Here is an 18,238-nt window from a genome sequence, read left to right as displayed (position 1 = left end):
AATTATTGATAATAAAAGTGGCGACAAAGTGGCGACAGAGAAGAAAAAACACGTCGTAAATTGCTGAAAATAGCAGAATCCGGGGTTATCTAAGTCATTGATAAAAGATCTATATTACTGTTTTTATTGAACTTATAAAAAATCACTAATACTAGCGATGGTAAATATTGCCCCCTCATGTAGGGGGCCTTTTTTTGCCTGCTTCCCTTCCAATTTTTCTTTCTCACTTTCCAGAAATTAAGCCAGCACTACCCCGTTTGCTCTCTATGTTTATTGTTACGTAGGTATCTCTCGGAGTTCGACCTGTATGCGCTGGCTACTTATCATCACCCTTTTCTTCTCCTTGTTTTCGTTTGCCGAAGAGGCAGAACCAGCCCCGGAGCCAAAACCTGATGAATTTGCCAAGATAGAGCAAATGGAATCGGAAATGGCTGAACTTTATAAGGAATCCCAAGGGAAAACAGGCACAGCCAAAAGCATCATTGATATGCAGATGCTGAAAAAGAACGAAGATATCCGCGCAGAACTACAAAAACTGATCAACAACCGCACGGAAGAGAACACCCCGAGAGTCATAGGCTTTGTTAATGACCAGATAGAATACCTCACCCTCGCCATTGATTTCCTCGCCGAGCAAGTCACCAAGCTACAAAGCGATTTAGACAGTGCCGACCAAGAGCAGAAGCTGATCATCCAAAAAACACTCCACGAAACGACGGCTTTCTATCACACTATTCTCGGTGAGCAATGGGCCAACTTTGGTTGGCTGGAATTACTGGGCAAGCCTGATGATGAGCAAAAAGCCCAACTCATCAAAGAGATCGAGCAACGGCTGGAATTTCTTTCAGCCAAACTCTCCTTTGATAACCAGCAGGAAAACATGCTAGCGGGCCAGATCAAATCTGCTGCAGAAGAGGAAAAGGCATCCTTACAACTACAATACATTCTTGCCCAGAGACAAGTGGTCGGGGATATAGAAGGGTTACAGTTTATCGTCGACCTTGCTAGCAAGATGGGGATCGACACGACAGACTATACCAAACAGTTATTTGTTGTCTCAGGCAACCTGACCAATGAGATTTTAGATATCAAGGTGCTGTGGTCACTCCTTTCAGATGGCCTCAAAGACTTCCGAGACTGGTTGGCCCAGAACACCCCTGCGGCGCTGTTCAAGTTGTTTGTTTTCTTGGTCATTATCTTTATCTTCAAGATTTTCAAGAATATCACCCGGCGGATTGTCACCCGTGCGGTCTCCTCACCGACCTTGCGCATGTCGCAGCTGATGAAGGACTTCTTCATTTCTATTAGTGGCAACACTGTGTTGTGCATTGGTATCTTGATTGCCCTCTCTCAAATTGGGCTGAATCTAGCCCCTGTTCTAACCGGTTTCGGTGTTGCCGGTGTAATTATCGGTTTTGCTTTGCAGGACACCCTGTCTAACTTCGCATCCGGTATGATGCTGCTGATCTACCGCCCGTTCGATGTGGATGATTTTGTCGAAGCTGGCGGTACATCCGGTAAAGTGAGCCATATGAGTCTGGTCAGTACCACCATCAAGACCTTTGATAACCAAATCCTTATCGTTCCGAACAGTAAAATTTGGGGTGATACCATCAAAAATATCACCCACGAAAGGGTGCGCCGTGTCGATATGGTCTTTGGCATCGGCTATGGCGACGATGTAGAGAAGACAGAAAAAGTCCTTGAGGCGATTCTCGCCGATCACCCAATGGTGCTTCGCTCACCCGAGCCAACCATCAAACTGCATGTGCTCAACTCCTCTTCGGTAGATTTCATTGTCAGACCTTGGGTCAAAACCGAAGACTATTGGGATGTCTACTGGGATGTCACCCGGGAAGTGAAAATGCGCTTTGACAGGGAAGGCATATCCATTCCGTTCCCACAACAAGATGTACATCTTCATATGATAAAAAAAGAACAAGATTAAATGACGCAGGCTTAACATTTTTTCTTTTTGTATCGTATAAACTACTATCTTGTTTAGTGTTTATGTTTTCTTCATGGACTAAAACATAACCAAACCTGAATATTGTAGGGTTTAGTGTGATTTTTTTATATTCCCTCACACCAAAATCTGATATATATTGTAAAACAAGATAAAAAACAACGTACAATTAATTCTCTAGCTAATGTATTCAGGGGAATAATACTTGGCTGGACAGTTATTAGGACTTCTGGGAATTTATAATGATGAAGAAACGTTTTCTTGCAGCTTTAGCCGTACCTGTGATTCTTGCCGCTTGTGCATCAAACACTGAAAGTGAGCCGACTACCGCTATGATTACGAATACTGACCTTGCTTCTTTCAACTGGGTACTTAATAAGGTTGACGGTAACGCACTTGAGCTTGCCGAACCATTCAAGGCCCCTAACCTTCAGCTATCATCTGATCTAGGTGCCAACGGCCATGCTGGCTGTAACCGTTACTTTGGTCAAGCTCAGCTTAACGAGGGTAAGCTTCGCATCGAGAAAATGGGGATGACCATGATGGCTTGCCCAGAGCCAGCCATGGAACTAGAGCGCGTGATGAGCGCAACGCTAATGGACTGGAGTACCGCGACTGTAGCGGGTAACCAGCTAACGCTAGCCGGTACTGAGCATACGTTAACCTTCACTCGTACCGAAGCTGAATAAGCAATCCAACGGTTGACTCAATACTCCTGCTTCATGCAGGAGTATCATACCGCTTTATGGCACTAATATTAATTCACAAAACTTTCATGTTTTATGTTGTGCCATCATTTCATTTATCTTCCGCTCTAGCTAAAACCATCAAACTATAAACTTTTTCAATGGGTTAGTTTTAACTAATCAGCTCATCAAAACTATATAATATGTTATCAATAACAACTTAATGATGAGATACTAAATTAAAGTTTTGTAAATCATCACAATAACGATTTTTTATCATCTAAGCTTTATGTACCAAGTAATTGGTAATCAGGAAATCGGTACACCTTTCAATTTTGCTAAGGTAGGCTGTTATGAAAAATATCGTGTTAATTATTGTTGGGCTTTTTATTGCTAATTCAGCTGTCGCATACGAGCTCCAAGGCCGCAATGACAACAGTGAAGTATCACCTCAAAAAGTCGAGTACCAACCATCCAATTATGTCCCCAATAGTAAAGAGCTACAGGGCCAAAATGAGCGTACTCATTTCCCTGAGCTAAAAACTAAATATACTAAATCGGACTATAAACCTAGCTTCGAAGATATTAAAGGTCGCTCGTAATAATGCAAAGCCCCTGAGGTTTTCAGGGGCTTACTCAGTGTTTATCTCAAACTTAAATACCTGATACTATACTGCCTTCAAATGATACTGCTGCCGCAGCACTTTCGCTGCTTCAACCAGATTAGTAAGCGCAGCCTCTGTTTCATTCCAGTTCCTTGTTTTCAAACCGCAATCAGGGTTGATCCACAAACGCTCTGCTGGAATTTTAGCTTCTGCCTTCTCAATCAACTCAACGATCTGCTCAACCGTTGGAATATTCGGCGAGTGGATATCATACACGCCTGGACCAATTTCATTCGGGTATTCAAACTCTTCGAAAGCATGTAGCAATTCCATATCAGAACGTGAGGTCTCAATCGTGATCACATCTGCATCCAAAGCCGCGACTGACTCAATCATGTCGTTAAACTCGCTATAACACATATGGGTATGGATCTGTGTTTGCGGCTCAGCGCTTGCGGCAGAAATCTTGAAAGCTTTAACTGCCCAGTCTAGGTAATCCTGCCACTGGCTAGCCTTCAGAGGCATACCCTCACGAATCGCAGGCTCATCAATCTGAATGATCTTAATCCCCGTTTCTTGCAGATCTGCCACTTCATCCCTTAAAGCCAGAGCAATCTGGTTAGCAATTGCTTCCCGGCTTAGATCTTCCCGTGGGAATGTCCACCCTAAGATGGTCACAGGGCCAGTCAGCATGCCTTTAACAGGCTTATCCGTTAATGATTGGGCATATTGCGCCCAAGAAACGGTCAATGGCTTTGCTCGATATATATCAGACACAATCACTGCTGGTTTGACGCAACGTGAGCCGTAACTCTGTACCCAACCAAAGCGGGTGGCGGCAAACCCTTCAAGCAACTCGGCAAAGTACTCCACCATATCATTACGCTCGGCCTCACCGTGGACCAACACATCTAGGTCGAGCTTGATCTGACGCTCAATCGCATCACCAATGTGCCCCTGCATGGCAGTAACATAATCTTGCTCACTCAACCTTCCGGCTTTGAAGTCCCGACGCTGAGTACGAATTTCATTAGTTTGTGGGAAAGACCCAATGGTTGTTGTCGGCAGTAGCGGCAACCCTAGCGATTGGCGCTGAACGCGAGCACGCTCCTGGTAAGGCAACGTTCTTTGAGCCAAACCGTCCGTGATAGCTTCACTACGCTGTCGCACTAGTTCATTGTTAACCAATGCATTGCTTGCTCGCGCTTTGATCGGGGCGCTGTACCGGACACATTCATCAATGGCAATATCATTGCCATCAATGGCTTGAGCTAGAAGGGTCAACTCACGACATTTTTGCTTAGCAAACGCTAACCACTGCCGTACCTCCGGGTCAATTTCGGTTTCCAAATCGAGATCCATTGGACTGTGCAGCAACGAGCACGAAGAGGCCAACCATAAGCGCTCACCCAGCAACCTTTTAACTGGCTTCAGCCTTTCAACCAAAGCCGCGAGATCTGCCCGCCATACATTTCGTCCATTAACGACGCCTGCAGAGAGAACCCAATGTTCAGGCAAGCGCTTTACAACTTCATCCAGTTGTTCTGGTGCTGCAGTGATATCCACATGAAGGCCATCTACTTTAAGCCCTACTATCGCGTCCAGTTGGTGAGTAATGTTATCAAAATACGTTGTCAGTAAGAGTTTGGGGGCACCATGAAGCACCTGATAGGCAATTTTGAATGAATCGGCCCACTCTTTGGGGAGTTCCAATGCCAATACCGGTTCATCAATCTGCACCCAATCGACACCGAGCTTTGCCAGTTTGGTTAAGATTTGCTGATACGTCGCCAATAACCTTGGCAAGAGCGAAAGCCTATCAAAACCTTGCTCTTTTTCTTTACCCAACCATAGATAAGAGACAGGCCCCAGTAGAACCGGTTTTACTGCATGCCCTGCTTGTTTCGCTTCAGCGATTTCTTCGAACAACTGCGGCCAACTAACATTAAATTCATCGTCAGCGCTGAACTCGGGGACGATATAGTGATAGTTAGTATTGAACCACTTAGTCATATCTGATGCTGCACAAGCGCAACCTGTTGGTGCTTTGCCCCTAGCAACCCGGAAAAGCGTATCAAGGTCCGGAAAGCCACTACGGTGGCGTTTAGGCAAATGGCCCAGCAGCATACTGGTACCCAAAACATGGTCGTACCACGCAAAATCACCTACCGTGACGACATCAAGCCCAGCACCGGTTTGTTCCCCCCAATGACGGTGTCGAAGCAGACTACCGACTTCCTTAAGCTCAGCCTGTGAAATCTCACCCCGCCAGTACTTTTCCTGAGCAAATTTTAGTTCACGCTGGCTACCAATTCGCGGGTAGCCCAAAATGTGTGTCGTTGTTTTTACAGTCATTATTAATCCGTCCATGCTCGTTTTCTGTTGTTGGATTAACAATGACTCACGCCCTGACTATGAGCAATTTCTTATGATTAATGTTTATCTTGAATAAAATTCATATGAATAAGCTTGTTTATTTCGCTATAAAAGAGCATTTAGCCGTCTAGATGTTTACACATCCGTTGTTTACCGTTACATTAAAAAGCGTTATAGGGACAGCAGCAAGCGGAAAGCATGAGGAAGCGATTTGATTGAAATTAAGCACTTAAAAACACTCACAGTGTTGAGGGACACCGGATCGTTAACCGCGACAGCCAACACACTATGCCTGACCCAGTCAGCATTGTCCCACCAGCTAAAAGATTTGGAACAACGACTGGGTAGCCAACTGTTCCTGCGCAAAACCCGCCCGGTGAAGTTTACAGCTGAGGGCGAGATCCTTTTGCGGCTTGCCGATGACCTCTTCCCGCGACTCGCTAAGGCTGAGCATGAGCTCGCTAGCTTGAAAGAAGATACTAATGGCCGCCTGCATATGGCGATTGAGTGCCACTCTTGCTTCCAATGGTTGATGCCTGCACTGAAGGAGTACCAAACACATTGGCCAAATGTCACCCTGGATTTTTCATCCGGTTTTGGTTTCGAGCCACTGCCAGCACTAAGCGCCGGCGAACTTGATCTTGTTATTACTTCTGATATCCAAACCCGTAGCGAAATTCATTTCGAGCCTCTGTTTGATTTTGAAATGCGCCTCATTGTTTCGCCGCAATCTCCCCTCGCATCAAAAAGTGTTATTTCACCAGAAGATCTCGCGCAAGAAACCATGCTGAGCTACCCGGTTCAGCGTAGCCGACTTGATGTCGTGAAGCACTTCATGCAACCCGCAGGAGTAGAGCCAGCTAACTGGAAGCAAGCGGATAACACCCTCATGCTGATACAGATGGTCTCGGCTGGACTCGGCGTCGCAGCATTACCGAACTGGGCCGTTTATGATTTTGCGCGCCAAGGGCTGATTATTAGCAAGCCTTTGGGTGATGGCCTATGGCGACGATTATTCGCTGCAATCAGGGCGCAAGAGCGGGAGCGCCATTATCTATCTGCCTTTTTCGCAACGGCAAAACAACAGTGCCAAACACATTTGGAAGGTATCAAGGCTGCATGATCACGGAAAAATACCTTCACCGATGCAGCCTAAAATAGAGAGTGGTGTTATTTGAATTGGTTATTGATAGGATCGTAATGGTAGCCCAAGTCTTCCATTTTTTGGTTTAACTCGTTGAAGTCTAGCTCATAGCGGCTGACCAACTCTTCGACCGTCGAACACTCAAGGCGTAATCGCTCATTCACGATACCTAGAACGATGTTGCCATCCATGTTCAAAAGATTGTTAATCTCCATACTGCCTGCCCCTCGGTAAGTATTCACTCATGAGTAAGCATAGACAGAATGAGGCGGAAAGAGAAAGGACCGCCTCACATTTCACCAATCTCACCGTGGCTAAATAGCCTGAAAATTATAGTAATGCGATCTGCATATTAACTGAAAGCACTAAGATGCCAGCAGCAGCCACCAGTTGCCAACGGTTAACCGTTTTTCCCGTTAACAAGTGCATTGACCAGACAAGCAAGCCTGCAACAAGCAACACCAAAGACGCAACCACATTGGTCGTCAACGACGCCAGTTGGCCCTCATCGAGCAGAGAAGATAACCACAACAAGCAAAGGACGCTCACCATGGCACTGATAAAGCCAGCGAATGGCAACAAGCGGTGGAAGGCTTGCAAACGGGTTTTAGCCTGAGTCAATAAAATATGGGCAACCAGTGAACCGAACAGTGCAATGCTGACCAAACTCAATACGGCCACCGGTAGAGTTAATGTCGGTAGCAACGAAAACCAAACAAGAAATGCCAATACATTCGCTGCATAGAAAACGTTTAGCGGCCCAGCATCACGGGTCTTGCCCGTTTTTACTTTCAAGGTGAAATAACCCAAAGCAGCCAATGGTAAGAATGCATACGGCTGAGCCAGTGCGACGACTAGCCAACCCAAAAGGAGAACAGGTAAGGTCTTATGTACCCTCCCTCGCTGACCCGGACATATTTCTCCTTTGGTCAAAACCAAAGTCAGAATCAACTGGGCACCCAACAAGGCAGGGATCAGAAAAATTAAAGCAGCATTCATGGGATTATCTTGATGTAGCAAAACAAAGTGTGTGGATGATAACAATTACCCTGTTCTATACCAACAAGGAAAACACACTATGCATCTTGTTGTGTGGTGATTTCACTTTCTTTAATGCTAACCAAACTAGGCAATAGTGGCTTGATTTTTGGATCAATATCACTGAATGATAAATGCCGCTGTGGAATAATAGCACTTTATGACCACCAAAGATCAGTAGCAGTTTGGATCTATGACTAACAGGAAGTAGCAAGGGCCAACGCTATGAAGTCATCACTGCACCACGCGTTTAACTCTCTCAAGCTATATATTCCCGATCTTTGGAGTGCACGCGCCCATTCCACTAGCTTCAAGAATACTCGCAGTGGCTATCTGCGCAGCAGAATCACCATGTTGTCCTCGGTTTGGGGAGTATTAGTGATTCTGTGGCTACCGTTTGATTTAATGTTTCTTGCCCAGCCAACCCATCTGCATATTGCCGGCTCTCGTTTGCTATTGGGCAGTTTTCTCCTGGCTATTGCCTGGATGAACCACCAACACACCACGTTGAAACGGGCGCAGTGGTATATGGGCCTGATGGTGGTCAGCATTAACTTGTTCTACCTCTATACAGCTTGGGCTTTAGATTTCCCAACGGTCTACAGCGGCTTCGTTTACGGCTATACCCTGCTGCCGATCATTCACGTTGCTATCCTGACTATCCTGCCGGTTACCTTGAAAGAAAGCCTGTGCATGCTTGCCTTCACGGCAATAACCCAACTTCTGGTTGACTATCTCTCAGGCCATTTATTCAGCCCCGAGAACATTGCCAGTTACTGGCTACAGAATGTCTTGGCCCTGATGGTTGTTTGGTCGCAACTTTCTAAGTTACACATGCTAATGCGACTATACCGGCAAGCCACCCTCGATCCACTGACTGGCATTTATAACCGCCGTATGCTGTTGCAATTAGCGGACAAGCAACTTGCCAATTGCATACAGAAGCAACAGCCTTTTTCCGTTATGCTTTTTGATATCGACCGGTTTAAGCGGATCAATGACACCTGGGGCCATGGTGTTGGCGACAAGGTATTGAAAGAGTTTGCCAACTTCATGCAACAACATATTCGCAAAACAGATTTGTTCGGTCGATTTGGCGGTGAGGAGTTCATTCTCTTCTTGCCCAAGTGCGCCTCTTATGACGCGGAAAGGATTGCTGAGCGTATGTTAATGCGTATCCGAGCGCTGGAAGTCGATACCGGAATAGATAGCACTGCCATTAGCTTTACCACCAGCATTGGTATTTCCAGTTATGGTGACAACGACTCCCTCTCCTCTTTAATTGAACGGGCTGACAGGGCCTTGTACGACTGCAAAGATGCTGGTCGTGACTGCAGCCGCTACCACCCTATCGATTACACGCCTATTTTATGTGAAAGACGCAAAGCCATCGCATAAGCCCCCATCCTCTTGTAAGAGTTAAACACTTTCGTTTCATCGTGCCGTCTGTGAAATTCCCTCTATTCAGGCTTTCGAATGGCTGCAACCTGCAAAATTTGTTTCCTTTTTAGCCAAACAATCATATTTATGCGCGCTCGAATGCTCGAACGCTCATATTTGTGTGACCGATCAAATATTACCCTTACAAAAAGTGGCATATTACTCAGCATAGAATAGAAGGAATTATCCATTTCCTGATCCACGAACCAAAACAATAAGCGAAAACGAACATGAATAGTTGGTTTGAAACAGATGTTGTGATTATTGGCGGCGGCGCAACCGGTACAGGTATTATGCGCGACTGTGCCTTACGCGGAATCTCCTGCATTCTGGTTGAAAAAGATGATCTCGCATCGGGGACAACGGGAAGAAACCATGGCCTGCTCCACTCCGGCGCCCGATACGCCGTCACCGATCAGGAATCGGCCAAAGAGTGTATTCAGGAAAACCGTATCCTGAAAAACATCGCTCGCCACTGTGTTGAAGATACCCAGGGGCTATTTATTTCCCTACCTGACGATGATCTCGATTTTCAAAAGACCTTTATTTCATCTTGTCAGGCAGCTGATATCGATGTTGAGCAACTCTCTCCAAAAGATGCGCTACGCCTTGAACCAAATTGTAATCCATCATTAATCGGCGCGGTAAAAGTACCTGACGGCACGCTAGATCCTTTCCGCTTATCAGCTTCAAATGTACTTGATGCCGTCGAACATGGCGCCCGCTTATTCAACCATACTCATGTCACTGGCCTCATCAGAGAAGGAGCAAGCGTTCGTGGTGTTTACTGCCTGGACATGAAGACCGGACAATCTTTTGAAATCCGTGCCAAGCAAGTCATTAACGCAGCAGGGATCTGGGGACAGCAAATCTGTGAATATGGCGATCTTTCTATCAAGATGTTCCCAGCCAAAGGATCACTACTGATCCTTGACTACCGTATCAATAACTTGGTGATCAACCGCTGCCGCAAGCCGTCAGATGCAGACATTCTTGTACCCGGCGATACCATTTCGCTTATCGGTACCACTTCCGAACGGATCGATTACGACAAGATCGATGATCTGCATGTGACCAGTAAAGAAATCGACATCCTGCTTGAGGAAGGAACCAAACTTGCCCCTATCATGGCCAACACCCGTGTATTGCGTGCTTATGCTGGCGTAAGGCCTTTGGTTGCCGTCGATGGCGATACCAGTGGCCGTAATATCAGTCGCGGAATCGTACTGCTTGATCACGCTGAGCGTGACGGTTTGGACGGCTTTGTCACTATCACCGGCGGCAAACTGATGACCTACCGCATGATGGCGGAATGGACCACAGATTTGGTGGCGAAAAAACTGGGCAACACCGCTCCATGTATCACCCATGAAAAACCTTTGCCTGGCTCCGAACACGCTGAGCCAAAAAAACCGGCAGCAGCAAGCCTAGCCAAACCTGTCTATCAATCGGCTATCTACCGCCACGGCGAACGTGCCGAGAAGTTCCTGAGCAATGACAAGAAAAGTCAGGCAGTGATCTGTGAATGTGAAATGGTGACTTGTGGCGAAGTGGAATATGCCATCAAAGATCTGGATGTTCATAACCTCGTAGATCTCCGCCGTCGAACCCGAATTGGGATGGGTCCTTGCCAGGGTGAGCTTTGCTCCTACCGTGCCGCTGGCCTGTTCTCCGAATACGGAAAAGCATCGGGCAATAAGGCGAGCCATTTACTAGAAGAGTTTCTTGAAGAGCGCTGGAAAGGTATCAAACCGGTTTTCTGGGGCGATGCACTGCGTGAGGGGGAGTTTACCTACTGGATTTACGAAGGGCTGTTTGGCGTTAGTGACCTACCAGAGCAGCAATCCCCTGTAGAAAAAGACAAAAACACCGCAACAACACCATCAACGCCTGCTGACGAGGTAACACAATGAAATTTGATAGCATCATCATCGGCGGCGGTGTCGCGGGCCTAAGTTGCGCTATCCGCTGCGCCGAAGCGGGACTAAAGACTGCAGTTATCGCTGCTGGACAAAGTGCCCTACACTTTTCCTCAGGCTCTGTGGATGTGCTCAGCCGCCTACCTAATGGCGAAGCCGTTAACGCCCCTTTCCCTGCTTTTGAAGAATTAAAAAGCCAATGCCCATCCCATCCTTATAGTAAGTTGGGTGAACTACAGTGTCGCGAAGCCATCAACTGGTATCAGGACATGATGGAGCACTGCGGTGTCTACCTTACCGCTCAGCCCGATGAGCAGAACCATTACCGTGTCACTCCAATGGGCACCTTCCGCTCTACTTGGCTATCGCAACAGACTGTCCATCAGTTCCCGCAACATCAATTGGCTGAGGGTTTAGCCGAAATAGCCCTGGTAACTGTTGATGGTTTCCGGGATTTCCAACCCCAATTGGCGGCTGACAACTTGTCCAAACTGCAAGCCTTTGCTGGGGTAAAAATCAAAACTGCAGCTGTCGAGCTACCTGATTTTGAAAACATGCAGCGTAATCCTTGTGAATTCCGCTCAATAGACATCTCACGCGTACTGCGCGATGAAACCAAATTGCATGCTTTTGCCAAGTCAATGATCCAACAAGTCGGTAAAGCAGACCTCGTTGTCTTGCCCGCGATCTTTGGCAATGGAGACGGGGCAGCCACTATCAAGTTGCTCGAAGGCCTGACCGACTTCAAGATTTGCGAACTACCCACCATGCCGCCTTCATTGCTGGGTATCCGCCTTGAAGAGGCCATGAAGTCACACTACAAGCGCTTAGGTGGTTTGCTACTTTCTGGAGATGAAGTACTAAAGGGCGAATTTAACAATGGCTGTTTAGAAAAAATCTTCACCCGTAACCATGAAGATATCCCATTGGTAGCCGATAGCTTCCTACTAGCAAGCGGCAGCTTTTTCAGTAAAGGGCTTTCTGCACAGCGCCATGCGGTATGCGAGCCTATCTTTGGTTTGGACATGGCTGACAGCACACACCGTGACCACTGGTATCAACCACAGTTTTTCTCGCCACAAAGTCACCCATTTATGAAGATGGGCGTTGAATGCAATAAACAATTGAACCCCACTATCAATCAGCAGGTTATCAAGAACCTTTACTGTGCCGGCGCTATCTTGGCCCACTATGATCCTGTTCAGGAAGGCTCAGGCTCCGGGGTGGCAATTTCTACCGGCTACTATGTGGCCCAGCAGATGATTACCGCCCATCAGCACAAGCATGAACACGTTACAGAGACACAGGCAAAACAAGAAAGGACAATCGCATGAGCCTTCTCCAGAAAGATACTAGCTTCGACCAATGCATCAAATGTACGGTTTGTACTGTCTACTGCCCGGTTGCCAAAGCTAACCCACAATATCCAGGGCCAAAACAATGCGGCCCTGACGGTGAACGCCTGCGTATAAAAAGTCCAGATTTCTACGATGAAACATTGAAGCTGTGTACCAACTGTAAGCGCTGTGAAACCGCCTGCCCTTCTGGGGTAAAAATCGGCGATATGATTGCTGTCGCCCGCGATGAACATGCTAAGTTGCCGATGAACATTAAAACTATCCGCGACTTTGTGTTGAGCCATACCGATTTGATGGGATCGGCAGCTACTCCTTTCGCACCTATCGTCAATTCCATTACTGGGTTGAAGCCGGTTAAGAAGATCATGCACAAAACAATTGGCGTGCATGACCACAAGAGTCTGCCCAAGTATTCTCACGGTACATTCCGCCGCTGGTACAAGCAGAACTGCACCAGCCAAGCTTTGTACCCGAAACAAGTGCATTACTTCCATGGCTGCTATGTCAATTACAACCACCCGCAACTGGGTAAAGACTTTGTCAGTGTAATGAATGCGATGAGCATCGGCGTCCAATTGATGGACAAAGAAAAATGTTGTGGTGTGCCTTTGATTGCCAACGGCTTTTTCGACAAAGCGAAAAAAAATGCCAAATTGAATATCGACAACTTCTCTGCTGCTGTAGAAAAGCACGATGCACCTATCCTCTCTACCTCATCGACCTGCTCTTTCACACTAAAAGAAGAGTACCCGAATGTACTGAAAGTGGATAACAGTAAGGTCGCCAACAAGATTGAGTATGTGACCCGCTTTTTGCTCAAAGAATTCATGAACGGTCGGGCACCGAAGATGAAGCCTATCAACAAAAAGGTTGTCTACCATACGCCATGCCACCTCGAAAAGACCGGCGGTAGCTTGTATACCATCGAACTGCTGAAGATGATCCCGGGTCTAGAGGTTGAAGTCCTCGACAGCCAATGTTGTGGCCTGGCGGGTACCTATGGCTTCAAAACAGAAAATTATGAAACTTCTATGGCCATTGGCAGCAACCTGTTTGATCAAATCAAACGTGCCAAAGCAGATTTCGCCATCACCGACTGTGAAACCTGTAAATGGCAAATTGAAGAAAACACGGATTTAGAAACTATCCATCCCGTTTCCTTGCTGGCTATGGCTTTAGCTTAATAAACTGCATTCACCCTCATCCCGGAGCTTGCCCTTGTTCCCCAACATAAAGGGCAAATTTCGGGATTTTTTCATTTCTGATCCTATAGTTATATAGCAAAGCAGACTTCAGTGTCTCGTTTAACCGACACATGCTCGTATGTCTGGCACGGGTTGTTATAAGCAAACAGGGAGAGTGGAATGCAAACCCATTTCTTTAGAACAATTAAAGCCAAGCTTTATCTCACCAGCTTTTTTCTCGTCAGCGCCATGCTGACGTTTGGTGTTGTTGAGTCTCTTTCATTTATTAAGCTGGATAACCTCCAGGTCGCAGCTCAAGAAACGGCGCACAGTAATGCTGACTTACTGACCTTACGTCGCCATGAAAAAGACTTTCTAGCCCGTCTTGATGCGGGATACGTTGAGAAATTCAACCAAAAGCAAATCGAGCTCAATGCTCGATTGGCAACCGTAAAAGCCTTACTGGCTGAGTATGGTGAAGAGCACAATGCCGAGTTTGAACAGGTTAAAGACTCCCTCGACAGCTATGCCAATCAGTTTAATATCATCGCTGATCAAACTATCCTGCTGGGCCTTACACCGTCTGAAGGGCTAAGAGGCAATATCCGCTCTGCCGCTAACGACACTGAAGAGTTGTTGTTGCTCAACGGCCACGAAAAACTCTATCGGTTGCTGTTAACATTGCGCCGCAACGAAAAAGACTTTCTTATCACCAAAGATCCCAGCCATGTCGAGGTTTTTAATAACAACCTCGACACCCTACTTTCCACACTGGCCATTAGCGACCTCTCAGCAAATGAGCAAAGAACCCTAAAAAGAAGCATCACTATCTATCAAATGATGTTTGATGAACTCGTACAGGGTTATACCGATATTGGCCTCACTTACAACCAGGGACTGTACGGTGAGTTGAGGACGAATGTTCAACGTGTTGAAAGCCAAATTGACCAACTAGAACACACAATCATCAATACTATTCATGACATGCAGACCCAAGAAAAAATAATTCTCTTGGTCGGTGGCGGGGTGATTACTTTGGTCATGACCCTTGTACTGTTTGTGATCAGCCGAACCATCAATAAGCGGCTAAATGCCGTTAACCGCATGATGAGAGATATCGCACAGGGTGAAGGCGATTTAACCGTACGAATGAATGACCAAGGCAATGATGAACTTGCCCAGCTTAGTCGCTCTTTTGATCTTTTCACCAGTAAGCTCCAAGTCATTATCAACAATATCGCCGACATTTCCGCTCAACTCTCCCAAGCGGCCAACGAGTCCAAATCTGCCGCATCAGGCAGTTTGGCCAATGCTGAACAACAGCAAAGTGAATCAGCCAACGTTGCCACATCGGTCAATGAACTGCTGGCAGCAAGCAGTGAAATTGCAAACAACATCAGTGATACCGCCACAGCGGCGCAAAATGGGCAGGATAATGCAGTAAAAAGCCAAGAAATCAGCCAGCAAGCCGCCGTATCTATCGATGCGTTAGCTAATGAAATCCAATCTGCACAGGCGCAAATCCAAACACTGGAAGCGCAAAGCCAGAATATCAACAAGGTGACATCTGTTATCCGGGATATAACTGAACAAACCAATCTATTGGCTCTCAATGCTGCAATTGAGGCCGCTCGAGCAGGTGAACATGGTCGTGGATTTGCTGTGGTGGCTGATGAGGTGCGCCAGCTTGCTCAGCGCACTCACAGCTCGACACAAGAGATTGAGCAAACCATCGAACAACTGCTCAAAACAGTCAGCCAAAGTGTTGCAGCTATGCAGCACAGCCAAGCTTTGGCTGAAGGTACAGTGGCTCATACCAAGCAAGCGAAAGAAGCTGCGGATTTGATCCTCAAGGCTATCACTGATATTTCAGACAGAAGCTTACAGATCGCGTCTGCTTCTGAGCAGCAAGCTGCCGTATCCGCAGAAATTGATCAGAACATCCATCGTATTGCGGAGCTAGCAACTAATACAGCAACCGCTGTTAGCCAAACCAGCACTAGCAGCCAAGAAGTTGCCAAAATGGCAGAGCAGTTAGACGGGGTTGTCGGTCAGTTCAAATACAAGTAACGGCTTAATGGGGCTCAGAGGGCAACGGCGCATCTGAGCTCCCTTCCGTTCTTACGTACAAGCGATAACACAGCATGCCCATCAAGATATAGAGGACAGAGCCGCCCGCGATGACGCCAGTCCAGCCGAAATACTGCCAGCAACCGATAAGGTAAAACCCCCCTAAACTACCGCCCGCATAATAATGGACCAAGTACAAGGCTGTTGCCGTTGCCTTCGCGGTTTTGGCTCGTTGGCTGACCCAACCATAAGCCAAAGAGTGGGTAAAGAATGAGCCTGAGCTAATTAACAATAAACCCAGAACCATGGCATAGACAGATTCATACCAAGCAACCCACATCCCCATCGCACTGATACAGGTTCCCAATACCATACCCGGTACCGTTGAAAAACGTTGGGTCCAGCGCCCGCTTAATTTAGCCGAAACCGTACCACTGAGATAACACAAGAAAATCATCGATGCCCAACTGACTGGTACTGAATACGGTTCAGCAACTAATCTGAAGCCCATCACAGAGTATAAGTTCACGAACAAAGCAAAGTTAACGCCACCAATCAGCATGGCCTGCCACAACTCAGGGGTACGAAGGTGCACCAAAACACTGTAGGTTTGCTGGCGCAACTGGCCTTTAGCGGGTTTGAAATTACGCTGCTCTGGCAACAGGAAATAAATCGCGATAGCCACCAACAAGCTAAAAATAGCCATGAATATCACGGCACCTTGCCAACCAAAGCGTTCAGACAAAAAGCCACCGGAAATCCTGCCGACAATCCCGCCTAATGAGTTGGCACTAATATACCCCCCCACAGCCAGCATCAGGGCACGAGAGGTAAATTCCTCAGCCATGTATGCCACCGCCACTGCGGCAAAGCCCGCCAATGCTGCTCCCATCAAGGCACGGCTTAGACTAAGCATCAGTAAGCTTTCTGCTGTTAGCATCAAAAAACCAATCACAGGTAACAGGCTGAGGCTGATTAACATCACAGGCCGTCTGCCGATACGTTCTGACCAAACCGCCCACGGTACAAGCGTGACAGCCAGAGCTAATGTCGCAGCGGCCACCAACCAATTGACTCGGGTAGCCGATACCGCGAAGTTCTCTGCCATCAAAGGCAGCATTGGCTGAAATAAATACAGATTGCAGAAAATAAGGAATGAGCCCAAACACAAGGCAAAGCTGGCTCTTCGATATTCAGTGGTTTGAATGTCTATCATGTCGGTTGTCAGCAAAAAGAATTCTGATCCAACGGTAGCAATTCACTAGGAATAGTGAAAATATATTAAAAATATTGAAGCTATAAGGAAAATATATAGCCCATGGATATTCGCCAGCTCAATTACTTTGTCACCCTAGCCGAAACAGCCAACTTCACACGAGCAGCTGCCAAGCTTCATATTGCCCAGCCAGCTTTGAGTATTGCGGTGAAAAAATTTGAGGAACAACTTGGGATCGTTCTATTCGATCGCAATGAACGCCGTGTCACCTTGACCCCTGAAGGTGAGGTGTTACTTCGCCATGCTCGCTTGATCCTACAGAGCGTGCATGACGCCACCGTTGCAATGGAAGAATTGAAAGGACTGACCAAAGGTGAAGTAAAACTCGGGGTACCGAGTTCACTGGGATCTTATTACTTACCTGATATTTTGATGGGCTTCAAAAGCCAATACCCCAACCTAAAATTAACTATCGTCGAAGCAGGGACCGAGACTATCCGTAAGATGCTGCTGGATAAAGAACTCGATTTAGGCATTATCCATTGCGACCACATACCAGAACGTCTTGCGACAGAACACTTGCTGACCACCCAAATGGTTGCGGCTGTCCACCCAGAAAATGACTTGGCAACCCTCGACACCATAGACTTCAAAACCTTCTTCGAACAAGACTTGGTGATGTTCAAACCCGGCTATTTCCACCGCGAATACATTGACCGTATTTGCCAAGAAAACCGCTTTGAACCCAATATTGCATTTGAAACGAACTTACTGCCGATGATCTTAAAGATTGTCCGCAACGACTTTGCGGTTACGGCCCTATTGGACATGGTGACAGAAAATGAGTCCGGTGTTGTCCCCATCCCTTTTGAGCAGCCTGTCATTTTGAATATCGCTATTGCATGGCGTAAAGATGGCTATTTATCAGTGGCTGACAAAGCTTTTATGGAGTATGTAAAGAACAATCGCTAAATGTAATTAAATTTACATTTTGTAACACGGTAAATCAGTTATTAACCTCTATAGGCAATGTATTACCTACGTTTAGGTTACACCGCTTAAAAGACAAGCAAAATATAATCATTAACGACATTCAAACATATGATGTTGCGCATCTTTTCATGGCTGTAGCGCAAAATTAACACATTACTCAAAATTCTGTTTCAGATCATAAACTGGTCCGATTATTGTCGTCCCTCCACCACTTTTTAGGTAAATTTATCGAAAATAATGTGT

At 46.6% G+C, this 18,238-nt stretch carries 14 protein-coding genes; 10 read left to right on the top strand and 4 right to left on the bottom strand.

The genetic code is table 11. The annotated features are described in order from the left end of the window. Window positions 1-307: 307 nt before the first annotated feature. The 3 genes from C9J01_RS08070 to C9J01_RS08060 all read left to right on the top strand — a co-directional run bounded on the left by C9J01_RS08070 (window position 308) and on the right by C9J01_RS08060 (window position 3,254). Complete coding sequence (locus C9J01_RS08070) at window positions 308-1,948, top strand: mechanosensitive ion channel family protein (protein WP_107297629.1); 1,641 nt, start codon at window positions 308-310, stop codon at window positions 1,946-1,948. Window positions 1,949-2,211: 263 nt separating this feature from the next. Next, a complete protein-coding gene (locus C9J01_RS08065; protein WP_107297946.1) occupies window positions 2,212-2,655 on the top strand; it encodes an META domain-containing protein in 444 nt (147 codons plus the stop codon). A 350-nt stretch (window positions 2,656-3,005) separates the two neighbouring features. Further along, on the top strand, window positions 3,006-3,254 hold the full coding sequence (locus tag C9J01_RS08060) for a hypothetical protein (RefSeq protein WP_107297628.1): 249 nt from the start codon (window positions 3,006-3,008) through the stop codon (window positions 3,252-3,254). Between the two features lie 66 nt (window positions 3,255-3,320). Here the strand turns inward: C9J01_RS08060 and metE are convergent, their stop codons facing one another. Beyond that, window positions 3,321-5,612, bottom strand: a complete 2,292-nt coding sequence (gene metE, locus C9J01_RS08055) for a 5-methyltetrahydropteroyltriglutamate--homocysteine S-methyltransferase (protein WP_107297627.1) — start codon at window positions 5,610-5,612, stop codon at window positions 3,321-3,323. 232 nt (window positions 5,613-5,844) lie between these two features. Between metE and metR the strand changes: the two genes are divergently transcribed. Continuing rightward, entirely contained in the window at window positions 5,845-6,756 is a 912-nt protein-coding gene (gene metR, locus C9J01_RS08050) for an HTH-type transcriptional regulator MetR (RefSeq protein ID WP_107297626.1), read from the top strand. A gap of 47 nt (window positions 6,757-6,803) precedes the next feature. Here the strand turns inward: metR and C9J01_RS08045 are convergent, their stop codons facing one another. Both C9J01_RS08045 and C9J01_RS08040 read right to left on the bottom strand, forming a co-directional pair. Continuing rightward, on the bottom strand, window positions 6,804-6,992 hold the full coding sequence (locus C9J01_RS08045) for a DUF4250 domain-containing protein (RefSeq protein WP_044623045.1): 189 nt from the start codon (window positions 6,990-6,992) through the stop codon (window positions 6,804-6,806). 115 nt (window positions 6,993-7,107) lie between these two features. After that, entirely contained in the window at window positions 7,108-7,776 is a 669-nt protein-coding gene (locus C9J01_RS08040; protein WP_107297625.1) for a hypothetical protein, read from the bottom strand. A gap of 264 nt (window positions 7,777-8,040) precedes the next feature. Between C9J01_RS08040 and C9J01_RS08035 the strand changes: the two genes are divergently transcribed. From C9J01_RS08035 to C9J01_RS08015, 5 genes are all read left to right on the top strand, one after another. Then, window positions 8,041-9,213: a GGDEF domain-containing protein gene (locus C9J01_RS08035; protein WP_107297624.1), complete on the top strand. Its 1,173-nt coding sequence runs from the start codon at window positions 8,041-8,043 to the stop codon at window positions 9,211-9,213. Window positions 9,214-9,485: 272 nt separating this feature from the next. Then, window positions 9,486-11,168 (top strand): anaerobic glycerol-3-phosphate dehydrogenase subunit A, encoded by a 1,683-nt coding sequence (gene glpA, locus C9J01_RS08030; protein WP_107297623.1) that lies wholly within the window; start codon window positions 9,486-9,488, stop codon window positions 11,166-11,168. Further along, window positions 11,165-12,508: a glycerol-3-phosphate dehydrogenase subunit GlpB gene (gene glpB, locus C9J01_RS08025; protein WP_107297622.1), complete on the top strand. Its 1,344-nt coding sequence runs from the start codon at window positions 11,165-11,167 to the stop codon at window positions 12,506-12,508. The genes glpA and glpB overlap by 4 nt, the downstream gene beginning before the upstream one ends. Then, complete coding sequence (gene glpC, locus C9J01_RS08020) at window positions 12,505-13,716, top strand: anaerobic glycerol-3-phosphate dehydrogenase subunit GlpC (protein ID WP_107297621.1); 1,212 nt, start codon at window positions 12,505-12,507, stop codon at window positions 13,714-13,716. Before glpB ends, glpC begins: the two co-directional genes overlap by 4 nt. Window positions 13,717-13,896: 180 nt before the next feature. After that, the gene (locus C9J01_RS08015) at window positions 13,897-15,786 is read left to right on the top strand and encodes a methyl-accepting chemotaxis protein (protein WP_107297620.1); all 1,890 of its coding nucleotides are present in this window, start codon (window positions 13,897-13,899) and stop codon (window positions 15,784-15,786) included. Between the two features lie 4 nt (window positions 15,787-15,790). On the opposite strand, the gene C9J01_RS08010 is transcribed toward C9J01_RS08015, so the two are convergent. After that, window positions 15,791-17,002: an MFS transporter gene (locus C9J01_RS08010; RefSeq protein ID WP_107297619.1), complete on the bottom strand. Its 1,212-nt coding sequence runs from the start codon at window positions 17,000-17,002 to the stop codon at window positions 15,791-15,793. A 102-nt stretch (window positions 17,003-17,104) separates the two neighbouring features. Between C9J01_RS08010 and C9J01_RS08005 the strand changes: the two genes are divergently transcribed. Continuing rightward, on the top strand, window positions 17,105-17,974 hold the full coding sequence (locus tag C9J01_RS08005) for a LysR family transcriptional regulator (protein ID WP_107297618.1): 870 nt from the start codon (window positions 17,105-17,107) through the stop codon (window positions 17,972-17,974). The last annotated feature ends 264 nt before the right edge of the window (window positions 17,975-18,238 follow it).

It is taken from the genome of Photobacterium rosenbergii (assembly GCF_003026455.1).
Lineage (GTDB): Bacteria > Pseudomonadota > Gammaproteobacteria > Enterobacterales > Vibrionaceae > Photobacterium > Photobacterium rosenbergii.
The sequence above is the reverse complement of the archived record's forward strand: the minus strand, read 5'-3'. Positions and strand labels throughout refer to the sequence as shown.

Bases quoted from the DNA above. Each gene is read 5' to 3' on its own strand.
- C9J01_RS08005 (WP_107297618.1), top strand. From the start codon at position 17,105: ATGGATATTCGCCAGCTCAATTACTTTGTCACCCTAGCCGAAACAGCC.
- glpC (WP_107297621.1), top strand. From the start codon at position 12,505: ATGAGCCTTCTCCAGAAAGATACTAGCTTCGACCAATGCATCAAATGT.
- glpA (WP_107297623.1), top strand. From the start codon at position 9,486: ATGAATAGTTGGTTTGAAACAGATGTTGTGATTATTGGCGGCGGCGCA.
- C9J01_RS08070 (WP_107297629.1), top strand. From the start codon at position 308: ATGCGCTGGCTACTTATCATCACCCTTTTCTTCTCCTTGTTTTCGTTT.
- metE (WP_107297627.1), bottom strand. From the start codon at position 5,612: ATGACTGTAAAAACAACGACACACATTTTGGGCTACCCGCGAATTGGT.
- C9J01_RS08045 (WP_044623045.1), bottom strand. From the start codon at position 6,992: ATGGAGATTAACAATCTTTTGAACATGGATGGCAACATCGTTCTAGGT.
- C9J01_RS08060 (WP_107297628.1), top strand. From the start codon at position 3,006: ATGAAAAATATCGTGTTAATTATTGTTGGGCTTTTTATTGCTAATTCA.
- C9J01_RS08010 (WP_107297619.1), bottom strand. From the start codon at position 17,002: ATGATAGACATTCAAACCACTGAATATCGAAGAGCCAGCTTTGCCTTG.
- glpB (WP_107297622.1), top strand. From the start codon at position 11,165: ATGAAATTTGATAGCATCATCATCGGCGGCGGTGTCGCGGGCCTAAGT.
- C9J01_RS08040 (WP_107297625.1), bottom strand. From the start codon at position 7,776: ATGAATGCTGCTTTAATTTTTCTGATCCCTGCCTTGTTGGGTGCCCAG.
- C9J01_RS08015 (WP_107297620.1), top strand. From the start codon at position 13,897: ATGCAAACCCATTTCTTTAGAACAATTAAAGCCAAGCTTTATCTCACC.
- C9J01_RS08035 (WP_107297624.1), top strand. From the start codon at position 8,041: ATGAAGTCATCACTGCACCACGCGTTTAACTCTCTCAAGCTATATATT.
- C9J01_RS08065 (WP_107297946.1), top strand. From the start codon at position 2,212: ATGAAGAAACGTTTTCTTGCAGCTTTAGCCGTACCTGTGATTCTTGCC.